At 41.7% G+C, this 23,757-nt stretch carries 25 protein-coding genes and 2 other annotated features; of the genes, 23 read left to right on the top strand and 2 right to left on the bottom strand.

Translation table 11 applies throughout. The annotated features are described in order from the left end of the window. The first annotated feature begins 111 nt into the window (after positions 1–111). The 14 genes from polA (at position 112) to ACSBQP_RS17345 (ending at position 15,320) form a co-directional block, all read left to right on the top strand. The gene (gene polA, locus ACSBQP_RS17410; protein WP_435028671.1) at positions 112–2,751 is read left to right on the top strand and encodes a DNA polymerase I; all 2,640 of its coding nucleotides are present in this window, start codon (positions 112–114) and stop codon (positions 2,749–2,751) included. Positions 2,752–2,776: 25 nt separating this feature from the next. Beyond that, a complete protein-coding gene (gene mutM / locus ACSBQP_RS17405; RefSeq protein ID WP_007501686.1) occupies positions 2,777–3,610 on the top strand; it encodes a DNA-formamidopyrimidine glycosylase in 834 nt (277 codons plus the stop codon). A 174-nt stretch (positions 3,611–3,784) separates the two neighbouring features. After that, positions 3,785–4,417: a sporulation membrane protein YtaF gene (gene ytaF / locus ACSBQP_RS17400; protein WP_007501684.1), complete on the top strand. Its 633-nt coding sequence runs from the start codon at positions 3,785–3,787 to the stop codon at positions 4,415–4,417. Between the two features lie 13 nt (positions 4,418–4,430). Beyond that, complete coding sequence (coaE, locus tag ACSBQP_RS17395) at positions 4,431–5,036, top strand: dephospho-CoA kinase (RefSeq protein ID WP_025207768.1); 606 nt, start codon at positions 4,431–4,433, stop codon at positions 5,034–5,036. A 172-nt stretch (positions 5,037–5,208) separates the two neighbouring features. Continuing rightward, complete coding sequence (locus ACSBQP_RS17390; protein WP_269379505.1) at positions 5,209–6,231, top strand: glyceraldehyde-3-phosphate dehydrogenase; 1,023 nt, start codon at positions 5,209–5,211, stop codon at positions 6,229–6,231. A 235-nt stretch (positions 6,232–6,466) separates the two neighbouring features. Further along, complete coding sequence (gene speD / locus ACSBQP_RS17385) at positions 6,467–6,847, top strand: adenosylmethionine decarboxylase (RefSeq protein ID WP_003216492.1); 381 nt, start codon at positions 6,467–6,469, stop codon at positions 6,845–6,847. Positions 6,848–7,032: 185 nt separating this feature from the next. Next, complete coding sequence (locus ACSBQP_RS17380; protein WP_282745407.1) at positions 7,033–7,419, top strand: cytosolic protein; 387 nt, start codon at positions 7,033–7,035, stop codon at positions 7,417–7,419. Between the two features lie 4 nt (positions 7,420–7,423). Continuing rightward, positions 7,424–7,882 carry a transcriptional regulator NrdR gene (gene nrdR, locus ACSBQP_RS17375; protein WP_003216720.1) on the top strand — a complete coding sequence of 153 codons (459 nt, stop codon included), beginning with the start codon at positions 7,424–7,426 and terminating at the stop codon, positions 7,880–7,882. Positions 7,883–7,981: 99 nt separating this feature from the next. Continuing rightward, the gene (locus tag ACSBQP_RS17370; RefSeq protein ID WP_435028670.1) at positions 7,982–9,403 is read left to right on the top strand and encodes a replication initiation and membrane attachment family protein; all 1,422 of its coding nucleotides are present in this window, start codon (positions 7,982–7,984) and stop codon (positions 9,401–9,403) included. Between the two features lie 17 nt (positions 9,404–9,420). Next, positions 9,421–10,350, top strand: a complete 930-nt coding sequence (dnaI, locus tag ACSBQP_RS17365) for a primosomal protein DnaI (RefSeq protein ID WP_008346034.1) — start codon at positions 9,421–9,423, stop codon at positions 10,348–10,350. Between the two features lie 32 nt (positions 10,351–10,382). Beyond that, a complete protein-coding gene (locus ACSBQP_RS17360; protein ID WP_017358261.1) occupies positions 10,383–11,021 on the top strand; it encodes a TVP38/TMEM64 family protein in 639 nt (212 codons plus the stop codon). Positions 11,022–11,081: 60 nt separating this feature from the next. Beyond that, positions 11,082–11,951, top strand: coding sequence for a putative sporulation protein YtxC (ytxC, locus tag ACSBQP_RS17355; RefSeq protein WP_008346029.1), 870 nt, complete (start codon positions 11,082–11,084; stop codon positions 11,949–11,951). A gap of 43 nt (positions 11,952–11,994) precedes the next feature. Further along, positions 11,995–12,242, top strand: a binding site (T-box leader). A 45-nt stretch (positions 12,243–12,287) separates the two neighbouring features. After that, positions 12,288–14,228 carry a threonine--tRNA ligase gene (thrS, locus tag ACSBQP_RS17350; protein ID WP_007501674.1) on the top strand — a complete coding sequence of 647 codons (1,941 nt, stop codon included), beginning with the start codon at positions 12,288–12,290 and terminating at the stop codon, positions 14,226–14,228. A gap of 171 nt (positions 14,229–14,399) precedes the next feature. Continuing rightward, the gene (locus tag ACSBQP_RS17345) at positions 14,400–15,320 is read left to right on the top strand and encodes a methyl-accepting chemotaxis protein (RefSeq protein ID WP_435028669.1); all 921 of its coding nucleotides are present in this window, start codon (positions 14,400–14,402) and stop codon (positions 15,318–15,320) included. A 54-nt stretch (positions 15,321–15,374) separates the two neighbouring features. Here the strand turns inward: ACSBQP_RS17345 and ACSBQP_RS17340 are convergent, their stop codons facing one another. Further along, positions 15,375–16,154, bottom strand: coding sequence for an HAD family hydrolase (locus ACSBQP_RS17340; protein ID WP_025207764.1), 780 nt, complete (start codon positions 16,152–16,154; stop codon positions 15,375–15,377). Between the two features lie 177 nt (positions 16,155–16,331). Between ACSBQP_RS17340 and ACSBQP_RS17335 the strand changes: the two genes are divergently transcribed. From ACSBQP_RS17335 to ACSBQP_RS17300, 8 genes are all read left to right on the top strand, one after another. Further along, positions 16,332–18,089 (top strand): sensor histidine kinase, encoded by a 1,758-nt coding sequence (locus ACSBQP_RS17335; protein WP_144684135.1) that lies wholly within the window; start codon positions 16,332–16,334, stop codon positions 18,087–18,089. Next, the gene (locus ACSBQP_RS17330; RefSeq protein ID WP_048002761.1) at positions 18,086–18,823 is read left to right on the top strand and encodes a LytR/AlgR family response regulator transcription factor; all 738 of its coding nucleotides are present in this window, start codon (positions 18,086–18,088) and stop codon (positions 18,821–18,823) included. The genes ACSBQP_RS17335 and ACSBQP_RS17330 overlap by 4 nt, the downstream gene beginning before the upstream one ends. 137 nt (positions 18,824–18,960) lie before the next feature. After that, on the top strand, positions 18,961–19,404 hold the full coding sequence (gene lrgA / locus ACSBQP_RS17325) for an antiholin-like murein hydrolase modulator LrgA (RefSeq protein WP_035391171.1): 444 nt from the start codon (positions 18,961–18,963) through the stop codon (positions 19,402–19,404). Positions 19,405–19,418: 14 nt separating this feature from the next. Then, positions 19,419–20,114 carry an antiholin-like protein LrgB gene (lrgB, locus tag ACSBQP_RS17320; protein WP_175415461.1) on the top strand — a complete coding sequence of 232 codons (696 nt, stop codon included), beginning with the start codon at positions 19,419–19,421 and terminating at the stop codon, positions 20,112–20,114. Between the two features lie 128 nt (positions 20,115–20,242). Further along, positions 20,243–20,374, top strand: a sequence feature (ribosomal protein L20 leader region). A gap of 71 nt (positions 20,375–20,445) precedes the next feature. After that, positions 20,446–20,961, top strand: a complete 516-nt coding sequence (gene infC, locus ACSBQP_RS17315; RefSeq protein WP_024718649.1) for a translation initiation factor IF-3 — start codon at positions 20,446–20,448, stop codon at positions 20,959–20,961. A 25-nt stretch (positions 20,962–20,986) separates the two neighbouring features. Further along, the gene (gene rpmI / locus ACSBQP_RS17310; protein WP_003216324.1) at positions 20,987–21,187 is read left to right on the top strand and encodes a 50S ribosomal protein L35; all 201 of its coding nucleotides are present in this window, start codon (positions 20,987–20,989) and stop codon (positions 21,185–21,187) included. 31 nt (positions 21,188–21,218) lie between these two features. Next, the gene (gene rplT, locus ACSBQP_RS17305; protein WP_007501659.1) at positions 21,219–21,578 is read left to right on the top strand and encodes a 50S ribosomal protein L20; all 360 of its coding nucleotides are present in this window, start codon (positions 21,219–21,221) and stop codon (positions 21,576–21,578) included. 63 nt (positions 21,579–21,641) lie between these two features. Further along, entirely contained in the window at positions 21,642–21,908 is a 267-nt protein-coding gene (locus tag ACSBQP_RS17300) for a DUF1294 domain-containing protein (protein WP_008346019.1), read from the top strand. A 16-nt stretch (positions 21,909–21,924) separates the two neighbouring features. Here ACSBQP_RS17300 and ACSBQP_RS17295 read toward each other — a convergent pair whose 3' ends face one another. Continuing rightward, positions 21,925–22,329 carry a hypothetical protein gene (locus tag ACSBQP_RS17295; RefSeq protein ID WP_008346017.1) on the bottom strand — a complete coding sequence of 135 codons (405 nt, stop codon included), beginning with the start codon at positions 22,327–22,329 and terminating at the stop codon, positions 21,925–21,927. A gap of 179 nt (positions 22,330–22,508) precedes the next feature. Here ACSBQP_RS17295 and ACSBQP_RS17290 point away from each other — a divergent pair, with 179 nt between their 5' ends. After that, positions 22,509–23,597, top strand: a complete 1,089-nt coding sequence (locus ACSBQP_RS17290) for a M42 family metallopeptidase (RefSeq protein ID WP_017358255.1) — start codon at positions 22,509–22,511, stop codon at positions 23,595–23,597. Positions 23,598–23,757 lie beyond the last annotated feature (160 nt).

Below are 23,757 nucleotides of genomic sequence, written 5' to 3'. Positions count from 1 at the left end.
CCTTTTTTATGCAGGCTCGTCTATTTTCTTTTCAAAATAAACTTTGATAAAATGAACATACAATGTGCGAAAGAGACGGCTGAGCCGGCTCAGTCGATGGAGGATTAAAAGATGACAGATCAAAAGAAATTAGTACTTGTGGATGGAAACAGTCTCGCTTATCGAGCCTTTTTTGCTTTGCCGCTATTATCCAATGATAAAGGCGTACATACAAATGCCATTTATGGCTTTGCGATGATCTTAATGAAGATGCTGGAAGACGAGAAGCCGACTCATATGCTCGTAGCATTTGATGCGGGTAAAACCACCTTCCGTCACGAGACCTTTAAGGAATATAAAGGCGGAAGACAAAAAACTCCGCCAGAACTATCAGAACAAATGCCGTTCATCCGTGAGCTATTAGATGCTTATCAAGTGAAAAGGTACGAGCTTCCGCAATACGAGGCGGATGACATTATCGGCACACTGGCTGTAGAGGCAGAAAAGGACGGCTTTGAGGTCAAAATCTTCTCAGGAGATAAAGACTTAACGCAGCTTTCAACAGACCATACAACAGTAGCCATTACGAAAAAAGGTATCACAGAAGTAGAATATTACACACCGGCCCATATTGAAGAGAAATACGGCCTCAGACCAGATCAAATCATCGACATGAAAGGGCTGATGGGAGACTCATCAGACAATATCCCAGGCGTGCCTGGTGTCGGTGAAAAAACAGCGATTAAATTACTAAAGCAGTTTGAAAGCCTTGAAAATCTGCTTGATCATATTGACGAAGTCAGCGGGAAAAAGCTAAAAGAAAAGCTTGAAGAATATAAAGAACAAGCGGTGATGAGTAAAAAGCTGGCGACGATTCTCGTAGAAGCACCAATAGATGTGTCAAGCAAAGAGCTCGCCTATGAAGGTCCTCACATGGAGCAGGTCATCTCGCTTTATAAAGAACTGGGCTTTCAAACGCTGCTAGAGCGTTTAGGAGAAGCGCCAGAATCAGATGAACCGGTAGAAATAGACGAACTAGACGTGAAGAAAATGACAGATGTCACGGAGGACATGCTGACAGATCACGCTGCACTTGTGGTAGAACAGCTAGGAGACAATTATCACGAAGCCGATTTGATAGGGTTTGCGATCCATAATGAGAACGGTGCATTTTTTATGACAAAAGAAGATGCTCTTCAATCTGAAGCGTTTAAACAATGGGTACAGGATGAAACGAAGAAGAAATGGGTCTTTGATTCCAAAAGAGCGGTTGTTGCGCTCAGATGGCATGATGTTGATCTTAAAGGTGTCGATAACGATGTCCTGCTCGCTTCCTATGTGGTCAATCCGCAGAAATCCTATGAGGACGTTGCAAGTGTGGCGAAGGAATATGGCCTGAACATAGCCCTTTCCGATGAAAAAGTATACGGAAAAGGAGCGAAACAGGCGATTCCACCGGAAGAAGAGCTAAAAGACCATCTTGGAAGAAAAGCAGCAGCGATCTCTGCGCTGCATGATTTGACCCGTGAAGCGTTAGAAAAAAATGATCAGCATGAGCTGTATGAAGATTTAGAGCTGCCACTTGCCCTCATCTTAGGTGAAATGGAATCTCTTGGGGTAAAAGTGGATGTTGAACGTCTTCAGAAAATGGGTGAAGAACTCACGAAGAAGCTGAAGGAATATGAAGAAACCATTCATCGGTTAGCAGGAGAAACATTTAACATTAATTCACCGAAGCAACTTGGTGTGATTTTATTTGAAAAATTAGGACTGCCCGTTATCAAAAAGACCAAAACCGGCTACTCTACGTCTGCGGATGTCCTTGAAAAGCTTGAAGACAAGCACGAAATTATTCGGTCTATTCTGCATTACCGTCAAATAGGAAAGCTGCAATCTACTTATGTGGAAGGCTTAATGAAAGTGACGCGCAAAGATACGCATAAAGTGCACACAAGATTTAATCAGGCACTTACACAAACAGGAAGACTAAGCTCAACAGATCCAAACCTTCAAAACATCCCGATTCGTTTAGAAGAAGGCCGAAAGATTCGTCAAGCATTCGTTCCGTCAAAAGAAGGCTGGCTCATGTTTGCAGCTGACTATTCTCAAATTGAGCTGCGTGTACTCGCGCACATTTCTCAAGATGAGAACTTGATTGAAGCCTTTACGCAAGATATGGATATTCACACGAAAACAGCAATGGATGTGTTCCATGTCTCAGAAGAAGAAGTGACTTCCTCTATGAGAAGACAGGCCAAAGCTGTCAACTTCGGAATCGTATATGGAATTAGTGATTATGGACTGTCTCAAAATCTTGGGATTACAAGAAAAGAAGCAGCGGCCTTCATTGACCGTTATTTAACAAGCTTTAAAGGCGTGAAAACCTATATGGAGGACATCGTGCAGGAAGCAAAACAAAAAGGATATGTGACCACGCTTCTTAAACGTAGACGATATATCCCAGATATCACAAGCCGTAATTTTAATGTGAAAAGCTTTGCGGAAAGAACGGCAATGAACACACCGATCCAAGGCAGTGCCGCCGATATCATCAAAAAAGCGATGATTGATATGGCACGAAAGTTAAAAGAAGAGAATCTGCAGGCAAATCTGTTATTGCAAGTGCACGATGAACTGATCTTTGAAGCGCCAAAAGAAGAAATCGCCATATTAGAAAAAATCGTCCCAGAAGTCATGGAAAGCGCACTTCAGCTCGATGTGCCGCTAAAAGTCGATTTCGCTTCAGGCCCATCTTGGTACGACGCAAAATAAAGAGAGAGAAAAAGGAGCGAGGAGCATGCCGGAATTACCAGAGGTTGAGACCGTCCGGCGCACTCTTCAGCGGTTAGTCAAAGGAAAAACGATTGAAACGGTCGATATCAAATGGCCAAATATCATCAAACGTCCTGGGGAACCGGAAGAGTTCGCTAGAAGGATGGTAGGAGAAACCATTCAAACCATTGAAAGAAGAGGGAAGTTTCTACTCTTTCATTTAGACCACTATGTGATGGTCTCCCATTTAAGAATGGAAGGGAAATACCGTGTACATGAAACTGGTGAGCCTTATGATAAACATGTACACGTCGTCTTTACGTTCACAGATGGTACCGAACTTCGGTATCATGATGTCCGTAAATTTGGGACGATGCATCTATTTCAGCCAGGCGAAGAAGAAAAAGAACTTCCGCTATCACAGCTGGGGTATGAACCTTTTTCAGACTCATTTACACCAGACTATTTATGGGAGCAATTAAAGAAAACCTCCCGCGTGGTCAAAACGGCTTTACTTGATCAAAAAATCGTGGTAGGCCTCGGTAATATTTATGTAGATGAAGTGCTGTTTAAATCAGGCATTCATCCAGAAACAAAAGCGAATCAGCTAAGTCTTGCATCTTGCAAGGTGCTCCACAAACATATTATTGACACACTTCAAGTGGCTGTTGATGCAGGAGGTAGCACCATTCGTTCCTACATCAATTCACAAGGTGATATTGGGACTTTTCAGTTACAGCTTCTTGTATATGACCGGCGGGGAGAACCTTGCCAGACGTGCGGAAGTATCATAGAAAAAACAGTGGTTGGAGGGCGCGGCACTCATTTTTGTGTGACCTGCCAAAAACGCCCTTCATAAAAGTAAGCCGTCAGCATGCTTCCTTTTTGCCATGCATACGATAAAAAACATTCTTTTTTCAGCAAGGTGTAGACTGACACACAGCCCACCTGCTCTTCATATAGTGAAGAAGAGTCTAAGGACGCCTAGAGACTCTTGATCATCGTTGCATGAACAGAAAGGAAGAGTACAGGTATGATTTCGTTTTCGCTTCTGTTTTTAGCTATTGCCGTCAGCATTGACAGCTTTTCTGTAGGTTTTACGTATGGTCTTCGCAAGATGAGAATTCCATTTAAAGCCATCGTTATTATTGCTTGCTGTTCAGGAATTGTGTTGCTCATTTCCATGCTGATTGGCAGCCTGCTCACGACATTCCTCCCTGTCTCAGTGACAGATAAACTGGGTGGAGGCATTTTAATTGCCATCGGACTTTGGGTTCTGTATCAATTTTATAAACCAGCGAAAGAGCGTGATTTGCTCCTTCATGAAAAAACACTTCTCAATGTAGAAGTGCAGTCTCTTGGGCTTGTCATTCATATTTTGCGAAAGCCTACAAGTGCAGATATTGACCGCTCTGGCACCATTAATGGAATGGAAGCGGTGCTTCTTGGAATTGCTTTATCCATCGATGCATTTGGTGCAGGGATTGGTGCAGCGATTCTTGGTTTTTCTCCAATTGTCATGAGCATCACGGTCGCTGTGATGAGTTCTCTTTTTGTATGCATCGGACTGCGTGCGGGTCATTATTTGGCCAATTGGCGCTGGATCGATAAACTCGCATGCTTACCAGGGCTGTTGCTCATTTTAATTGGGGTGTGGAAGCTGTAAAGGAGGAAACGAATTGACGCTCGTCATTGGATTAACAGGCGGGATTGCTAGCGGAAAAAGCACAGTCTCGCAGATGATAAAAGAGAAAGGCATTCGGGTGGTGGATGCTGATATCATTGCAAAAGAAGCGGTTTCTAAAGGATCGGCTGCCCTTCATCAAATCGTTCAAACTTTTGGTGAAGAGGTTCTTCTGCCAAATGGTGAACTGAACCGGCAGCAGCTTGGAGCGATCATTTTTTCTGATGAAGAGAAAAGAAAAAAGCTCAATGCCATCGTTCATCCTGAAGTCAGAAAAGAAATGCTCGAGCAGCGTGATGAAGGGGTGAGCAACAATGAAACATTTGTTGTGCTTGATATCCCGCTCCTATTCGAGAGCAAGCTGGAAGGGCTAGTCGACCGCATCATCGTTGTGTACACGACGCCTGAATTGCAGCTGTCGCGGCTCATGAATCGAAACGACCTGAGCGAGGAAGAAGCACTGAATCGCATTCACTCCCAGCAGTCTCTTGAGGAAAAATGCCAAAAAGCAGACCGTGTGATAGAAAACACAAAAGATCTTGCTTTTATTAGAAAGCAATTAGAGAACATATTAAACGAATGGGAACATACAGATAAGTAAGAGTACATACAGTACTCTTCTTTTTTTATGCTTTTTTCGTCAATTTCATTGCAAAGAACAGCCCTTTTTTGAAAATATACGTTTATATACTGGCAATTACATTCTAATGTGATATACTAATTTCATAAATAAATTTATTGAGTATAACACATAATAGAGGAGTGACCTGTTCATGAAGGTAAAAGCAGCGATCAATGGGTTTGGCAGAATTGGACGCATGGTCTTCAGAAAAGCAATGCTTGATGATCAAATTCAAATTGTAGCGGTGAACGCAAGCTATCCTGCCGAAACGCTAGCACATTTAATTAAATATGACACAAATCATGGACGTTACGAATGCGATGTGACAGCAGAAGATGACGCGTTGATTGTCAACGGCAAAAGAGTGCTTTTGCTCAATAATAGAGACCCAAAGCAGCTTCCATGGGGAGAGCTTGGGATTGATATCGTGATCGAAGCAACAGGGAAATTTAATTCAAAAGATCAAGCGATGGGCCATATAGATGCCGGAGCGAAAAAGGTCGTACTTACAGCTCCAGGTAAAAATGAAGACGTTACAATTGTAATGGGTGTCAATGAGGATGATCTTGATCCTGAAAAGCACGTCGTTATTTCAAACGCATCTTGTACAACAAACTGTTTAGCGCCAGTTGTCAAATTGTTAGATGATGAATTTGGCATCGACAACGGCTTAATGACAACGGTTCACGCTTATACAAATGATCAAAAAAATATCGACAACCCCCACAAGGATTTGCGCCGGGCAAGAGCATGTGCCCAGTCCATCATTCCAACAACGACGGGTGCCGCTAAAGCGCTTTCTTTAGTGCTGCCGCACATGAAAGGGAAATTACATGGACTTGCACTTCGCGTACCGGTTTCAAATGTGTCGATGGTTGATCTTGTGGTCGACTTGAAAGAAGATGTCACAGCAGAAGAGGTCAATGCTGCCTTTGCAACGGCTTCAAAAACATCTCTTGCTGGCATATTAGATTACACCGATGAACCACTTGTCTCCACAGACTTTAACACAAACCCTTATTCTGCTGTCGTTGATGGACTCACAACGATGGTGATGGAAGGCAGAAAAGTAAAAGTTCTTGCATGGTATGACAATGAATGGGGCTATTCTTGCAGAGTGGTTGATCTTGTAAAGTTTGTTGGTTCACAGATGAAAGAGCTTTCAGCTGTTTGAAATGAAGAAGACTGAACGTCCCTTTTCAAGAAATGAGAGAAAATCCCACTAAAAACACAGCTTGCAAAATGGGTCTAAACAAAGTATACTATTTTTCGTGAACTTCTTGTTCGCAGACTCATTCGGGTATACTTAAAGGGTTAGGACCTCTTTGGACTAACTTTCCCCCGTGGTATATGTCCGGTCCGGCTGCTTAGAACTTCACTCTTTCATTCTTGTTTAAGGGGGGTCCATGATGGAAACAATCGGACGTCACGTTATCTCCGAGTTATGGGGATGCGACTGTGATAAACTGAACGACATGGATTTTATTGAAAAAACGTTTGTAAATGCAGCTTTGAAATCAGGAGCTGAAGTAAGAGAGGTTGCTTTTCACAAATTTGCACCTCAAGGAGTAAGTGGAGTTGTCATTATTTCTGAATCTCATCTGACAATTCACAGCTTTCCTGAACATGGTTATGCGAGCATAGATGTTTATACTTGCGGCGATCTAGATCCGAATATTGCAGCAGATCATATCGGAGATGAACTAGGTGCTGAAACAAGAGAAAACATCGAAATTCCTCGAGGCATGGGACCTGTACAAGTGAAACAGGCGCAAGCCAAAGCACTGTAAACATAAAAAAGATTGCAATGGGAGCTGGCCAAAAGCATTAAATGCCTTTGTGTTATGCTCCTTTTTATATTTGTTCCATACACGGGCATCCAGCATGATCCAACCTGTCTATACTTTTGTTCTAGGAAAACAAAGGTTTTTTTTATAAAATAAAGAAGAGGGTTTATGACAAAGGGGATACGTGTATGACTTTAGGACAAAAGCTCAAACGATTCATTTCAAATCATACAGAAACATCTGACCATCATCCAGTGTCAGAGCTGAAAAGCCATTACTACAAATCGACACAAACTCAAGTTTTCCAAGCGGTAGAAGCCGTTCTTTCAAGAAACGATTCCTATCAAGTGACATCTGTTTCAGCAGAACGAGGTGAAATCAGCGCAAACATACGAACGCCGAAAAAAGCTTTTCTCGTGGCGACTGTCATTTCAATTCGTCCTTTTGAAACAGCTGTCGATTTTAATGTGACAACAGAAACAGTACTGCCAACAGACTTTGGCTACAGTCAAAAGGCTGTTTTGTCCCTTTATAAAGAACTAGACAAACAACTTCCAAGAAGAGATCGGAGCTGATGAAATGAAATGTCCCACATGTCAGCACCTTGGCACAAGGGTGCTTGATTCAAGACCAGTAGATGAAGGGAAGTCCATCCGTCGCAGAAGAGAGTGTGAAAGCTGTCAATATCGCTTCACGACGTTTGAAAAATTAGAAGAATTGCCATTGATTGTGGTGAAAAAAGAAGGAATTCGAGAAGAATTCAGCCGGGAAAAGATGCTGAGAGGCCTCATCAAAGCGTGTGAAAAACGTCCTGTCGCTTTAAAACAGCTTGAGGATGTCTGCTTTAACATCGAGAAGGAATTGCGTAACCAAGGCATGTCAGAGGTGAAAAGCGAGCTTGTAGGGGAAATGGTGATGGACGAGCTGGCGAAAATTGATGAAGTGTCTTACGTCAGGTTTGCCTCGGTATACCGTCAATTTAAAGATATCAATGTATTTATTGATGAATTAAAAGATTTATTAAAGAAAGAACGCTAAAAAAGAGCTGAAGATTCTTCATGCTCTTTTTCCTGCGTAAAGCGTAAAACGCAAAAAGAGTGTACAATGAAGACAACCGTATTAAGGGAGGATCAGCATATGACAGAGCATTGGAAGGAAGTGCTAGCCGTCGATCCGTATGTCGTCAAAAGCGCTTCATTGCTCGGTGACATCGATAGACAGCTTATTACTCTTTTATATCAGCCGCTTATTGGCATGTCCGCTTTCAGTTTATACATGACGCTGTGGGGAGAGCTGGAACAAAATCGAATGTGGGGGAAACCCGCACCTCACCGTCAGCTGATGGTGATGCTACAAACGAATTTAAATGATATTTTTGAGGATCGCTTAAAGCTTGAAGCGATCGGATTACTCCGCACATATGAACAGGAAACGGAAGAAGGCAGACTGTTTACATATGAGCTCGTGCCGCCGCTGAGACCGGATGAATTTTTCCAAGACGGTATGCTGAATGTCCTTTTGTATCATCGGGTAGAGAAAGCAAAATATATGCAGCTTCGTGATTATTTTTCTTATCCAGGAGTTCCTGCTGATGCAAAGAATATCTCCCGATCGTTTGAAGAAGTGTTTCACGTCTTGCAGCCAGGAGAGCGCAAGATGACAGAGGAAATCAATCAGGCGTCATCGCTTGACGAGGGCTACGAATATGTGACAGTTGGCTCAAGTCAGCCTGCACCGCTTTCAGATGAATCTTTTGATTTTGATCTCCTGTTAGCAGGCATGTCGGATATGATGATTCCGAGAAAAGCTTTGACAAAGCAAGTGAAAGAGACAATTAAGAAGTTAGCGGTCGTCTATGGCATCACCCCGCTGCAAATGCAAAATATTGTGGCAGGTGCCTGTGGTTCAGATCAGATGATATCAACTGAGGATCTGCGAAAAGCAGCGAGAGACTGGTATCAAATTGAATACAGAGGCGAACAGCCGAAGCTGATTGATCAAAAACAGCCAAGACATTTACGTCACAATGTCACGCGAAATTCAGGTGCAGATGCACCTGATGCGAAATTGATTGAAAAGCTTGATCATATTTCGCCTAGAGAGCTTCTAAAAGATATGGCAGATGGCATTGAGCCGACGTATGCAGACTTAAGAATTGTTGAAGATATTATGCTTGAGCAGCAGCTAGAGCCTGGGGTCATGAATGTCCTGATCTACTATACACTGCTAAAAACCGATATGAAGCTGTCCAAAACATATATGCAGAAAATCGCCGCCCACTGGGTGCGAAAGAAAATCAAAACCGTGGCAGCTGCTATGAAAATTGCCAAAGAAGAGAATAGGCAAATGACAGAATGGGCGCAGCAAAAAAATAAGCGTCAATCATATGGATCAGGAAAAGTGATCCGCGAGGAGAAACTGCCTGACTGGATGAAAGAAGCTGAAACGAAAGAACAGCCAAAAGAACAGACAGATAACTTGTCTACAGAGGACCTCGAACGAGAAAAAGAAAAATTGTTAGATCAGTTTAATAATATGAAAAAGTATAATGCACATTAATGTGAGGTGAGATGGAGATGAAACCGATCGGTCGTTCATTTGATCAGCTAAAAGGGCGGGTAGATTTTCGCGTGAGATACAATCAGATTAAAGAAAGTGTCCTAGCTGATGAAGATGTAAAAGCTTTTTTAAAGGAGCATCAAGAGGACATCCAAGAAGACATGATCAATCGCAGTTTGAACAGACTCTTTGAATATGTACAGCAATCAAAGGGCTGTTCTTACTGCTTAGAGGAAGAGAATGTAAATGTCATTTTAGACGGGTATCACCCGAAGCTTGTGATCAAAGGTCAGAGCATTGATATTGAATATTCCCCTTGTCCTGTCAAACTGCGACTTGATAGACAGAAAAAACAGCAAGAACTTATGAAAAGTATGTATATTCCGCAGAATGTTCTTCAAGCGACGTTTGCTGATTTAAATGTGGTTGGAAGACAAGAAGTCATTCAAAAAGTAGGTCAATTCCTGCAAAGTTATGATGAAACAGGTAAGGGCAAAGGCCTCTATTTACATGGAAAGTTTGGTGTCGGAAAAACATTTATTCTGGCAGCGATTGCGCAGCAGCTAGCGGTAAAAGAGTATCCATCTCTCCTTGTATACGTGCCTGAATTTGTGAGAGAGTTAAAAAATTCGTTAGCCGATCATACACTCGAAGAAAAGCTGAATATGGTCAAATCTACACCAATTTTAATGCTTGATGATATCGGAGCAGAGTCGATGACAAGCTGGGTACGAGATGAACTTTTAGGAACAATCTTGCAATACCGCATGGCAGAGCAGTTGCCGACTTTTTTCTCTTCTAATTTCTCACCAAATGAGTTAAAGCATCACTTTACGTACTCACAGCGCGGGGAAAAAGAAGAGGTGAAGGCAGCTCGATTAATGGAACGTATTCTCTACCTAGCTGAACCAGTTCTGCTTGAAGGGGAAAATCGCCGTCATTTATAAAAAGATAGGTCACGTGAAGGGGAGCGGATGAAATGAATAAAAGAAAATGGCTGCTTTTCCTCGTGATTGGGGTTGTAGCTGCTGTGCTATGGTGGCTCAACAAACAGCATCTTCAACTGTCACCGAAAGATGTGAAGAATTGGATTCTTCAATTTGGGATGCTGGCTCCCTTTGTCTTTCTTTTCTTATCACTTTTTCGTCCATTTGTACTTGTCCCTCTCACCGTCTTTTCGCTAGCAGCAGGTTTGGCATTCGGCAGTGTCCTTGGGACCATTTATGCCTTAGCTGGTGCGACAGCAGGTGCAACAGGATCTTTCCTGCTTGCCTCAACCTTCCGTTCAAACAAGCAGGAAACCGAATCAAGCAATCGGAAGCTAAAAGCGGTGACGTCCCGTATTCAAGAGCATGGATTTCTTTATATCCTCTTATTACGCATTGCGCCCATTCACTTTGATTTTGTCAGTTATGCCGCAGCAGCTTCACGTGCGAATTATCGTGCATTTGCGGCAGCGACTTTTTTAGGGTTAATACCTGGTACTGTGGCGTTAAATGTCCTTGGATCAAGCTTTGTAAGCGGAAATTATGCCGCCTTAGCGATTGTTTGTTTGATTTATTTGATCTTTATCTCAGTGCCACTGATTTTAAAAAGAAAGATGCCTGATTTATTTTAGGCGTCTATTTTTTATGTTCCCCCCATATATATGTAACAGATGTCGTTAGGGGGGACAAACATGCTTGAAATAATCTTTGAAGATGAATATGATACCGCCGCTTTTTTACATCTTGCTGAACACTTGGACAGTCGGCATCACATTTCGATTCAACAAGGGAAAGACCGGCTTCTCATAGAAGCCAAGAAATCAGGAGAAGCCATAGAGCACATTGTGCGGACATTGCTGATTCACTTTTTTTTGGAATGCAAAGAAAATGAACGCATGCGTAGCATCCTTGAAAACACATACTTATTTAAAGATCCAGAAGAGCAACACCAAATTCTTTCAATCGCCCATAGCATCATGAAAGGGGATCTAGATGATATCCCAGGAATTCATCAAGACCCGCCGAGGGAGGATCTGTTAAAAAAAGAGCTTGAGACGATTTCTTTACAGAAAGGTGTTTTTTCCATTGGTTCATTTATGACATTTAGGCTCTCAGCGTATGACAGAAGGCTGAAGAACTATGTTGAAGTATCCATCGAAGAATATAAGATGGAACAAGAATATCAAAACTTTATTCAATCCCTTCGAGACTATGTGATGTCAAGAGAACCTAAGCTTGAAAAAGTACATGTTGTACATCAGGACCGCCTGATGATTTGGGAATTTCGGTACGCTTCTGAGCGTGATCAAAAACAATACATAGACAGACAGTTTGTAAGAGAGCATCCAATGTATATTGATTCGCAGTTGATTGCACCGCTTGTATCCATTGCGCCACAAAAAATTGACCTATTTACAGATGATACAGGTCACTCGATGGTGCAAACCATTCAAAATATTTTTCAAGAAAGAGTCGAGGTATTCCCTCCTCATTCGTTTCAGGAACAGCATGTTCAATTTGTTCCTAGTCATTTGGAAAAGAAAAGTGAAAAGCTTTCTTGATTTTCACGAAAAAACGTTTTATAATACGGTGTAACTTCATACAGAGACCGTATTGATAAGGACATGAACAAATGAACACCCGCTTAAAGAGAGGGAAGCCGTGGCTGAAAGCTTCCTAGCAGAGGACCATTTGCTTTACCACCTTTGAACATCAGCTGTGAACTGTTTAGTAATAGCTGACGGGAATTCCCGTTATTGAACCACAAGCCGTATTTGCTTTTGACAAAGCAAGCTGCAAATACGGGAAAAAGGGTGGAACCACGATTCCGTTTATTCAACCTCGTCCCTTTCCAGGGGGCGGGGTTTTTATATTGCCAAAAAAAGGAGTGACTAGAGATGTCAGAACAAATTCAACTTACATTTCCAGATGGAGCAGTCAAGGAGTTTGACAAAACAGCTACAACAGAAGACATCGCGGCATCAATTAGCCCAGGCCTAAAGAAAAAAGCGCTTGCCGGTAAATTGAACGGCAAAGAAATAGATCTGCGTACGCCGCTGTTAGAAAGTGGAACAATCGAGATCATCACAGATAAGAGTGAAGAAGCGCTCGATATTATGCGCCACAGCACAGCGCATTTACTAGCGCAGGCAATCAAACGCATTTATGGAAAAGAGCATCACGTCCAGTTTGGCGTAGGCCCTGTCATCGAAAATGGCTTTTACTATGATGTTGACATCGATGTAGCGATTACACCTGAAGATTTACCAAAGATTGAAAAAGAAATGAAAAAAATCATTAACAGCAATTTGCCGATTGAGCGCATTGAAGTTTCTAGAGAAGAAGCAAAAGCACGCTTTGAAGCAATTGGCGATGAATTGAAGCTAGAGCTGTTAGAAGCAATCCCAGAAGGCGAAGCCGTCACAATTTATGAGCAAGGTGAATTCTTCGATCTATGCCGCGGTATTCACTTGCCGTCTACAGGGAAAATCAAAGAATTCAAGCTGTTAAGCCTTGCAGGTGCTTACTGGAGAGGCGACAGTAACAATCAAATGCTTCAGCGTATTTACGGAACAGCTTTCTTCAGCAAAGAAGAATTAAACGAGCATTTACGTCTGCTTGAAGAAGCAAAAGAGCGCGATCACCGTAAACTAGGAAAAGAATTGAAACTGTTTGCGAACTCCCAAAAGGTGGGTCAAGGTCTTCCGCTCTGGCTGCCAAAAGGGGCAACAATTCGCCGCGTCATTGAGCGTTATATTGTTGATAAAGAAGTACGCCTTGGTTATGAGCATGTGTATACACCCGTTCTTGCGAGTGTAGAATTGTATAAAACATCAGGCCACTGGGCGCATTATCAAGAAGACATGTTCCCTGTGATGGAAATGGACAACGAAGATCTTGTCCTCCGTCCAATGAACTGTCCGCACCATATGATGATTTACAAAAACGAGCCGCATAGCTATCGCGAATTGCCAATTCGGATTGCAGAGCTTGGTACAATGCACCGTTATGAAATGTCAGGTGCTTTATCCGGCCTTCAGCGTGTTCGAGGGATGACATTAAACGATGCCCATATCTTTGTTCGTCCAGATCAAATCAAAGACGAATTCATTCGTACAGTTCGCCTAATTGAAGAAGTGTATCAAGACTTTGGCTTGAATGACTACACATTCCGCTTATCTTACCGTGATCCAGAGGATACTGAGAAGTATTTCGACGATGATGCGATGTGGAATAAAGCACAGTCTATGCTGAAAGATGCAATGGACGAGCTTGGACATGACTACTATGAAGCAGAAGGCGAAGCGGCATTTTATGGTCCGAAGCTTGACGTCCAAGTAAAGACAGCTCTTGGAAAAGAAGAGACTTTGTCTACTGTACAGCTAGACTTCTTACTTCCAGAGCGTTTCGATCTCACATATATCGGAGAAGATGGAAAACACCATCGTCCAGTTGTCATTCATAGAGGAGTTGTGTCCACAATGGAACGCTTCGTTGCCTTCTTAATTGAAGAATACAAAGGAGCTCTTCCAACATGGCTGGCACCTGTACAATTCCAAGTCATCCCGGTTTCACCATCTGTCCATCTAGATTACGCAAAAAAAGTGCAAGAACGTTTGCAGCTTGAAGGACTGCGTGTAGAATTAGACAGTCGTGATGAAAAAATAGGATACAAAATTAGAGAAGCGCAAATGCAAAAGATTCCGTACATGCTAGTTGTCGGTGATCAAGAAGCAGAAAATGGCGCAGTTAATGTAAGAAAATATGGGGAACAAGATTCAGAAACAATGGACCTCGAAGCTTTTGTGAAACATGCAGTCGCAGAAGCAAAAAAATAATGAAGGCGAACGAAACAGTCAGTGATCTCATCTATTGAGGTTGCTGGCTTTTTTCTTATGGAAAAAAATTCTCCACTAGTGATCCAATTGCGCAAATGATACGTTTAGATAGTACGAAAGTATGGGTAAGTATGTACTATTAGAGAGAGGCAAATTGGGGGAATGAAAGCGATGATTCAAACAACAAATACTATATCAACACAAGTATTGGAGCAATCAGCTGTGCTTCGTGCGCTAGAGCACTCACTGGCGATGATTGAATTTGATGTCACAGGTAAGGTCCTATGGGTCAATGATATTTTTGCAAAAGCCATGAAATATTCAAAGGAAGAAATGATTGGTTTAAAGCATAGACAGTTTTGTCCTCCGCATATTGCAGAAGACGCAAGTTATCAAATGTTTTGGAAGCGTTTGAAGAATGGTCAAGTGTTTCAGGAAAAGGTGCAGCGGATCACGAAGTACGGTGACACCTTATGGCTTGAAGCGACGTATACACCAGTGCTCAATGAAGAGGGGAACGTAGTGGCTGTCGTGAAAGTGGCAACAGATATTACGGAGAGAGAAAACACAATGAAGCAGGTAGTAGAAGACCTAAAGGATATGTCTGCAAAATTAATGGAGCGAGCGGAAATCGGCATCCAGCATAGTCAAAGTGTAAATGCTTCTTTTGAACATATTGCGAGTGAAACGGATCAAAACATGAGTTTGCTAGAAGGGTTAACAGAGCAGGTGGAGTCGATCAGCTCAATTGCTACAACGATTAACAGTATCGCTTCCCAAACGCAGTTGCTCGCATTGAACGCGGCCATAGAAGCTGCGCATGCGGGTTCCTATGGAAATGGCTTTAGTGTCGTCGCGGCAGAAATCCGTAAGCTTGCGACAGATTCAAAGGAAGCGATCGTAAAGGTGGATCGTTATGTGAAGGCGATCCATTTAGAAGTTGAAAAGGTCAGCAACGGAACAAGCCGTGCAAAGACAAGCGTGTTTACAAACCGGGATCTTGTCAAGCAAGCAAGCGAGGAATTCATGAATGTAGGAGATGCAGCACGCGGCTTAGATCGTCAAGCACAAAGTTTAGCAGCAATTGTATAGCCGAAAACGAAAAAACACCAATCTCGATCAGGAGAAGGGTGTTTTTCCTATGGTTTATTTTAAAATATCAAACAATTCGTGTAAGTCTTTAATTTCATAGTCTGGTGTCACATCTGTTTCATTTTTCTTGCCATGACGATTGATCCAAACCGTTTGGATGCCAGCGCGAGAAGCGCCGAGAATATCTGTTTTTGGATTATCCCCTACCATGATGACATCATCTTTTGTGAGATTTAACAGCTGAAGGCAGTGCTCAAAGATGCCAGGATCAGGCTTTCCTTTCCCGTAATCTCCTGAAATCACAATTTCATTAAAGTAAGGGGCAAGTTCCGGGACACCTGCAAGTTTTTCTTTTTGCAGACTAGGATCTCCATTTGTTAAAAGAAGTAATTCATAGTTGCCCTTCAGGCGCTCTAAAACAGGATACGTTTCTTCATAGACATACGGGCGTTTTCTGCGCTCTGCTGCAAAGAAATCTGCTAAGTATTGACCAAATGCATCATCGTCAATTCCTGCCTCTTTTAAGCCGTTCGTCCAAGCATTTTTGCGATACTCTGGTGCAAGGGCGTTCAGCTTTTGAAAGCCTTCGCTAATCGGCTCACTAAAATTAGACCACAGTCCTTCAAAAGGATTAATGCCAATCATAACAGTATAATCATATGTTTCATAAGAAGAGTACAGCTTTCTTGCTTCTTCACGCACAATCTGTTCAAACGATTCTGGATCAAGTCCATATTTCTTTTCCGCTTCCCTGCATGTTTCCTGAAAAGTGGTATGAATGCTTTTTTCATCCCAAAGCAAAGTATCATCTAAATCGAAAAATACGGCTTTCATGATCTTCTCCCTTGTTATGTATGTAGTTACCCTCAATTGCATGTGACAGGCTCATGTTCATTTTACAATAGAAGGAGAGGGCAATAAAGAAAAGATTTGAGAGATTTTTGAGCATTGACCGTGCATGATAGAATAGATAGACAGTAGATATCACATACATCAATTGGGGTGGCCGGTTTGCTTCATTTAATTATTATGATGATTGAGCGTGTAGGAATCATCGTTATTTTGGGATTTGTGCTTGCCCATGTCAAGGGCTTTCGCAATCTCTTACTACATAATCAAGGGTTTCGAAAAAAGGCAATCCTTGTCTTTATTTTTGCTTCTTTTAGTATCATCAGCAATTACACTGGAATTGAAATCCAGCAGCAGATTGTGATGAACCACGAATTCTCATATCACCTAGGCTCATCAAGTTCTATCGCCAATACGAGAATTATGGGGATCGAAATGGGCGGCTTAATAGGGGGGCCGTTTGTAGGGATTGGTGCTGGGCTTTTAGCTGGCATTCATCGCTATTCACTAGGAGGGAGCACTGCGCTTAGCTGCGCAATTTCTTCCATTTTAGCCGGTGTGATTGCAGGCTATGTCGGCAGGCGATTTAAGCGGAAGAATCGAATGGTCACACCGCGACAAGCAGCGATTTTTGGTGTAGCGATGGAATCTTTACAAATGGTCATTATCCTTCTGTTTGCGAAGCCATTTGCTGATGCTTGGGGCCTTGTGAGTATTATTGCTCTGCCGATGATCTTTGTGAATGGAATCGGGAGTTTTATCTTTTTATCTATTTTACAGTCAGTGATTCGTCAGGAAGAGCAGGCGAAAGCAATGCAGACGCATCGAGTATTTTCTATCGCAGATCAAACACTTCCTTATTTCCGGCAAGGGCTAAACGAACAATCATGTAAAAGTGTGGCAGAAATCATTCATCGTTTAACAGAAACAGATGCTGTCTCCTTAACAGATACAGAAAAGATTTTAGCGCATGTTGGAGATGGAACAGATCATCATATTCCATCGAAAAGTCTGATTACAGGGTTGTCTAAGCAAGTGTTGATGAGTGGAAAGATTATGAAGGCGCATTCGAAAGATGACATCAATTGTTCAGTCGCTCACTGTCCTCTTGAAGCAGCCATTGTGCTACCACTCACGTCTAATGGTCAAACAATTGGAACATTAAAAATGTATTTCAATTCTCCAGTCGGATTAAGCAGAGTAGAAGAGGAGCTTGCAGAAGGTTTGGCGATGCTCTTTTCCACACAGCTTGAGCTTGGGGAGGCTGAGACCCAAAGCCGTCTGCTGAAAGATGCAGAGATCAAGGCGCTTCAGGCCCAGGTGAATCCGCACTTTTTATTTAACGCCATTAACACCATCTCCGTTTTGTGTAGAACGAATGTAGAGATGGCAAGGAAACTGCTACTACAGCTGAGTATTTATTTTCGATCAAATTTACAAGGCGCTCGCCAGCTGCTCATTCCAATGCATAAAGAGATTCAGCATGTGGAGGCTTATTTATCACTGGAACAAGCGAGATTTCCAAATAAATATCAAGTGACCTTTCAAATTGAAAAAGAGCTGGAACAGGTGATGATCCCTCCCTTTGTGCTTCAAGTGCTTGTTGAAAATGCAGTGAGACATGCTTTTCCTAAACATCAAACAAATTGTGAAGTCATCGTATCCGCTTTGATAAAAGATGGGCAAGTCTATATGAAAGTCACAGATAATGGCCAGGGGATTGAAGACGACAAGATGGCTCAATTATTAAAATCGCCAGTTGAATCAAAAGAAGGAACAGGTACAGCACTTTATAATTTAGACCAGCGGCTAAGAGGAATTTTTGGCCGGCAAGCTGCTTTATCCATTCATAGTGACAAAGGCACTGACATTTCATTTCGCATTCCAATGGATTATGTAAAAAAGGATGATTCTCGTTGATAAAGGTATTGATTGTAGATGATGAAGTTTTAGCAAGAGACGAATTAAAATATTTGTTACAAAGAACAAAAGAGAATGTTCAAATAGAGGAAGCGGAAAATATAGAATCTGCTTTTGACCGGATGGTCGATCACAAGCCCGATTTACTCTTTTTAGATATCGATTTATCAGGTGAGAATGGATTTGATATTGCCAAAAGGCTCAACCGAATGTCTGATCCGCCGGCGATCGTATTTGCTACAGCATTTGATCAATATGCGCTGAAGGCGTTTGAGGTGAGTGCACTAGATTACTTAACAAAGCCTTTTGATGAAGAGCGGCTGTTGCAAACGATGCAAAAGTTTAAGAAGTGGAAAGCTATTGAGACGCAGGAGCCGTCTCTTTCAGAAGACAAATTTTCTCACAACCAAAAATTAGCGATCTCTGTCGATGAGTCTATTGTGATCTTGCAGGTTGACGAGATTATGTATGTAGGGCTTAGTGAAGGAAAAAAGGTTGTGAAAACAAGAGATCATATGTATGAGGTGACAGAACCGCTTGTGGTCATTGAAAAGAAATTACCCGAGGCTTATTTTATGAGAGTTCACCGAAGCTATATTGTCAACACGTCTCATATGAAAGAAGTGCAGCCTTGGTTTAATTCAACGTATAATCTTCATATGACAGACGGGTCTATCGTCCCTGTCAGCCGAACATATGCGAAAGAACTAAAGAAGTCGCTCCTATTAGAATAGGGTGGCTTTTTTCATTTGCATTTCAATCCTCATTTTTTGCATTTCAGTCAGGATATTAGGTGAGTTTTATTGTAAACGCTTCATTTGTTTGTTTCATGCCATATACTGAGGGCAGTCGAAGAAAGAGGTGAAAGGGCATGAGTGCCACAAAAGTATATGGATTTCTATCTCAAGCATTTATCTTTGCAACGGTAATGTTCGTTTCTAATCTCATTTCAATGTATTTACCGATTCCGATGCCTGCATCTGTTATTGGTTTGGTTCTTTTATTTATTTTATTAACAACAAAGATTGTGAAACTAGAGCAAGTAGAGCAATTAGGTAGCTCATTGACAGGTCTTATTAGTTTTCTATTTGTTCCTTCTGGTATCTCGGTCATTCAATCATTAGGTGTCATGCAAGAAGTAGGGGTACAGGTAGTGGGTGTGATTATTATTGCAACCATTATGTTACTTGCCGCTACTGGGCTGTTCTCTCAGCTTCTGATGCAGTTATCAGAAAGACCACAGCAACGTCAAAAGACAAAGGAGAGCAAATCCACTCCTTCTCATTCAAATAAACCAGCTTCAACTACGCATTAAAGGAGAGGTGTAAGATGGGTACAAGTACTATGAGTCCTTATTTTGGCATTGTCGTCTCATTAGTGGCCTTTGGGATTGGCACATTTTTATTTAAAAAGTCTAAAGGTTTCTTCTTATTTACCCCGCTATTTGTTGCCATGGTGTTAGGCATTATGTTTTTGAAAATTGGCGGTTTTTCCTATGCAGATTATAATGAAGGCGGTAAGATTATCAAGTTTTTCTTAGAGCCTGCGACCATCGCGTTTGCGATTCCTCTTTATAAACAGCGAGCACTGCTGAAAAAATATTGGTGGCAAATTTTATCCGCTATTTTTGTCGGCTCACTTTGTTCTATTACAATTGTTTATGTAGTAGCAAAAGGGATTCATCTTGATGCTGCTGTTATGAAAAGCATGCTCCCACAAGCAGCGACGACAGCGATTGCTTTGCCAATTGCAAAAGATATTGGCGGAATTGCAGATATTACAGCCTTTGCAGTCATTTTTAATGCGGTGATTGTCTATGCGCTAGGTGCCTTCTTCTTAAAATTGTTTCGGATTAAAAACCCAGTGGCCAAAGGCCTTGCACTTGGTACATCTGGACATGCGCTTGGCGTTTCTGTTGGGATTGAGATGGGGGAAGTGGAAGCGGCAATGGCGAGTATCGCTGTGGTGGTAGTAGGGGTTGTCACCGTAATTGTCATCCCAATCTTCTTGCAATTGATTCTTTAATCGCAGCATTATTTAAATAAGTCTTGCTCAAATCATTTCGTCATGCTAAAATGAAAAAGTTGTTTCAAGAGTTCGGTTACTTGACGGACAAATGAAAATTGTGTAGAATAATTAACGAATTGAATAGATATCACAAGCAGAAGCACCCGCTTCTCACCTGATTGACACATGTTTGTAGTTGACAGGTTGACCGTACATTTATTTTTTCATGCAAATGTTCGCAGTGTGGGTGTTTTATATGCCCACACTTTTTGTTTGCCTGTAAAACATACAACGAAATGGTCAAAATGAATTGTGAACTCAATTCAAAATCTCATGGAGGTGGCTCACTATTAGCAAAGATCAATTAGTTAATGAAGGTATTCGTGCGCGTGAAGTTCGTTTGATCGGACAAAATGGCGATCAGCTTGGGATTAAAACCCGCCAGGAAGCTCTGGAAATTGCTACGAAAGCCAATCTTGACCTTGTGTTAGTTGCTGCAAATGCAAAACCACCTGTTTGCCGAATCATGGACTATGGTAAGTTCCGATTCGAACAACAGAAGAAGGAAAAAGAGGCACGTAAGAATCAAAAAATCATTAGCTTAAAAGAAGTTCGGTTGAGCCCGACAATCGATGAACATGATTTTAACACGAAGCTCCGTAATGCAATCAAATTCCTTGAAAAGGGAGATAAAGTGAAAGCTTCTATCCGCTTTAAAGGCCGTGCGATTACGCATAAAGAAATCGGACAGCGCGTGTTAGACCGTTTCTCTGAAGCTTGCGCTGAAGTAGCAACAGTAGAAACAAAACCTAAGATGGACGGACGCAGCATGTTCCTCATGCTTGCACCAAAAGTCGAAAAGTAAAAGTAACAGAGGGAGGAAACATCCAATGCCAAAAATGAAAACTCACCGCGGATCTGCTAAACGTTTCAAAAAAACAGGTTCTGGTAAACTTAAACGTTCTCATGCGTACACAAGTCACTTGTTCGCTAACAAATCTACAAAGCAAAAACGTAAATTGCGTAAGAGTGCAATCGTAAGTGCTGGAGATTTCAAACGTATCAAACAACAACTTGCAAACATCAAGTAATCTGGAATAGGAAACATAGGAGGGAATTACAATGCCAAGAGTAAAAGGCGGAACTGTGTCGCGTCAGCGTCGTAAAAAGGTTCTTAAATTAGCAAAAGGTTATTTCGGTTCAAAACATAGATTATATAAAGTAGCAAACCAACAGGTGATGAAATCTGGAAACTACGCTTTCCGTGACCGTCGTCAGAAAAAACGTGACTTCCGTAAACTATGGATCACTCGTATCAATGCTGCAGCTCGTATGAACGGTCTTTCTTACAGCCGTTTAATGCATGGCTTAAAGCTTTCTGGTATCGAAGTAAACCGCAAAATGCTTGCTGATCTTGCTGTGAATGACCTAAACGCATTCAACCAGCTTGCTGATGCTGCAAAAGCACAACTAGACAAGTAAGTCATATAAAAGATCATTCCGCCAAGGAGTGATCTTTTTTTCTCATCATGTGAGGTGAAATCAATGAATATTGCTCTGATCGTGCTGCTCATCTTGGTCAATGTCTATGGGTTTTGTCTCATGGGAGAGGATAAACGCCGGGCGAAAGCACACAAATGGAGAATATCAGAAGCGCACTTATGGAGTGCCGCAGTACTTTTTGGTGCTGCTGGGTCATTTCTTGGCATGCAGTATTTCCGCCATAAAACGAAGCATCCTGCCTTTCAAATGGGTATGCCTGCTTTAATTGTTGTCCAATTGGTGATATTGGTCTATCTCAATCTCATCTGAAAAGGAGCAGACGCCGTTAAGTCGGCGTGTCTGCTCCCTTTTTTTGTTTGATTTTTTTGATGGGCTGATCCCAATCAATTTTTGTTTGAGGATACCGTTCAATGATGTTTTCCTCAAGTTTTTCAAAGTCTTCTAATGTGAATTCATTTAGCTTCTCAGGTGACTCCGTCCAAACGTAAATGGAGTGGACAAACAGAGGATGATCCTTAGAAGGAACATGCTTCTCCCCTTCAAACAAGACACCTTTATAGACGAAATTAAAATTTTTACGGGCATTTTGCTGTTCGTCCATAAAATAAAAGCCTTCTTTTAATTGTGCTTGTTTCAGCTTTCTTCTCGGGTTTGAGAAGAATTTTACCGCCATGTAGAAAATATAGACAAGCAATGCAACAAGAGCAAGTCTAATGAGGATGACAAACATGACAGGATGCACCTCCAATACCGTTATCTGATGTACTACGAATGAGAAAGACAAAAGGTTTCAACTTTTTTTAAAAAAATATTTCGATTAACGAAAAAATATTCATAAAAAGATCGTATTGAACGAAAGAGGTTTTGTATAATAAGAATGCACCATGAAGAAAAAGGAGGATACACAGAATGACAAAACTAGATCAAACATTAACTATGCTGAAAGACCTAACGGATGCAAAAGGGATTCCAGGAAATGAACGTGATGTAAAAAAAGTCATGCAGTCATACATAGAAACATATGCGGATGAAGTCTCTACAGACCGCCTTGGCAGCTTAATTGCTAAGAAGGAAGGAAATGCAAATGGGCCTAAAGTGATGCTTGCTGGTCACTTAGATGAAGTAGGATTCATGGTGACAAAAATCGATGACAAAGGCTATATTCGTTTTCAAACGGTCGGTGGCTGGTGGTCTCAAGTGATGCTGGCGCAGCGTGTTACCATTGTGACGAAAAAAGGAGACATTACAGGTGTGATTGGTTCTAAACCGCCACATGTCTTATCACCAGAAGCACGAAAGAAATCAATCGAAATCACAGATATGTTCATTGATATTGGGGCTTCGAGCAAAGAACAGGCAATGGAATGGGGCGTCCTCCCTGGAGATCAAATCGTACCTTACTTTGAGTTTACAGTAATGAATGACGAAAAAATGCTTCTTGCAAAAGCCTGGGACAACCGTATCGGCTGTGCAGTAGCGATTGATGTCATGAAGAATTTAAAGGATACTCAGCATGAAAATATTGCATACAGTGTAGCAACTGTCCAAGAGGAAGTTGGCTTGCGCGGAGCTAAAACAGCTGCAGCTACCATCCAGCCTGATATTGGATTTGCTATTGATGTTGGAGTAGCAGGTGATACACCAGGTATTACTGAAAAAGAAGCAACAAGCAAACTTGGCAAAGGACCAACGATTGTCGTATTCGACGCTTCCATGGTTTCTCATAAGGGGCTTCGGGATTTTGTTGTCCAAACTGCGGATGAACTAAACATTCCTTATCAATATGATTCCATGCCAGGTGGAGGAACAGATGCTGGAGGTATTCACTTAACAGGTCATGGCGTTCCATCACTATCCATCGGGATTCCAAGCAGATATATTCATACCCATGCAGCCATGATTCATCGAGATGATTATGAAAATGCGGTAAAGCTTTTAACAGAAGTCATCAAAAGACTTGACCAAAAAACGGTTGAACAAATTACGTACGGTTCTTAATGATGAAACCTTTCCTCAGTATGGGGAAAGGTTTTTTAATTGCGTTGAATTTCCCAGGAAATGAACGTTGGAATGTAAGTTATGTCAAAAGAACTGTTTTCAGTAAATGGAGTGATATTTTTCTAGTGAGGAAGGCACATGTGATCCTTCTTGTATTTAT

This window comes from Bacillus sp. G402 (assembly GCF_051172515.1).
Lineage (GTDB): Bacteria > Bacillota > Bacilli > Bacillales > Bacillaceae > Bacillus > Bacillus altitudinis.
The sequence above is the reverse complement of the archived record's forward strand: the minus strand, read 5'-3'. Positions and strand labels throughout refer to the sequence as shown.

Excerpts from the sequence above, each read along its gene's own strand:
- ACSBQP_RS17370 (WP_435028670.1), top strand. The coding sequence starts at position 7,982 with ATGACAGAGCATTGGAAGGAAGTGCTAGCCGTCGATCCGTATGTCGTC.
- ACSBQP_RS17340 (WP_025207764.1), bottom strand. The coding sequence starts at position 16,154 with ATGAAAGCCGTATTTTTCGATTTAGATGATACTTTGCTTTGGGATGAA.
- ACSBQP_RS17290 (WP_017358255.1), top strand. The coding sequence starts at position 22,509 with ATGACAAAACTAGATCAAACATTAACTATGCTGAAAGACCTAACGGAT.
- ytaF (WP_007501684.1), top strand. The coding sequence starts at position 3,785 with ATGATTTCGTTTTCGCTTCTGTTTTTAGCTATTGCCGTCAGCATTGAC.
- thrS (WP_007501674.1), top strand. The coding sequence starts at position 12,288 with ATGTCAGAACAAATTCAACTTACATTTCCAGATGGAGCAGTCAAGGAG.
- ACSBQP_RS17300 (WP_008346019.1), top strand. The coding sequence starts at position 21,642 with ATGAATATTGCTCTGATCGTGCTGCTCATCTTGGTCAATGTCTATGGG.
- ACSBQP_RS17390 (WP_269379505.1), top strand. The coding sequence starts at position 5,209 with ATGAAGGTAAAAGCAGCGATCAATGGGTTTGGCAGAATTGGACGCATG.
- ACSBQP_RS17380 (WP_282745407.1), top strand. The coding sequence starts at position 7,033 with ATGACTTTAGGACAAAAGCTCAAACGATTCATTTCAAATCATACAGAA.
- ACSBQP_RS17295 (WP_008346017.1), bottom strand. The coding sequence starts at position 22,329 with ATGTTTGTCATCCTCATTAGACTTGCTCTTGTTGCATTGCTTGTCTAT.
- polA (WP_435028671.1), top strand. The coding sequence starts at position 112 with ATGACAGATCAAAAGAAATTAGTACTTGTGGATGGAAACAGTCTCGCT.
- ytxC (WP_008346029.1), top strand. The coding sequence starts at position 11,082 with ATGCTTGAAATAATCTTTGAAGATGAATATGATACCGCCGCTTTTTTA.
- ACSBQP_RS17360 (WP_017358261.1), top strand. The coding sequence starts at position 10,383 with ATGAATAAAAGAAAATGGCTGCTTTTCCTCGTGATTGGGGTTGTAGCT.
- mutM (WP_007501686.1), top strand. The coding sequence starts at position 2,777 with ATGCCGGAATTACCAGAGGTTGAGACCGTCCGGCGCACTCTTCAGCGG.
- rpmI (WP_003216324.1), top strand. The coding sequence starts at position 20,987 with ATGCCAAAAATGAAAACTCACCGCGGATCTGCTAAACGTTTCAAAAAA.
- dnaI (WP_008346034.1), top strand. The coding sequence starts at position 9,421 with ATGAAACCGATCGGTCGTTCATTTGATCAGCTAAAAGGGCGGGTAGAT.
- rplT (WP_007501659.1), top strand. The coding sequence starts at position 21,219 with ATGCCAAGAGTAAAAGGCGGAACTGTGTCGCGTCAGCGTCGTAAAAAG.
- lrgA (WP_035391171.1), top strand. The coding sequence starts at position 18,961 with ATGAGTGCCACAAAAGTATATGGATTTCTATCTCAAGCATTTATCTTT.
- ACSBQP_RS17345 (WP_435028669.1), top strand. The coding sequence starts at position 14,400 with ATGATTCAAACAACAAATACTATATCAACACAAGTATTGGAGCAATCA.
- nrdR (WP_003216720.1), top strand. The coding sequence starts at position 7,424 with ATGAAATGTCCCACATGTCAGCACCTTGGCACAAGGGTGCTTGATTCA.
- lrgB (WP_175415461.1), top strand. The coding sequence starts at position 19,419 with ATGGGTACAAGTACTATGAGTCCTTATTTTGGCATTGTCGTCTCATTA.
- speD (WP_003216492.1), top strand. The coding sequence starts at position 6,467 with ATGGAAACAATCGGACGTCACGTTATCTCCGAGTTATGGGGATGCGAC.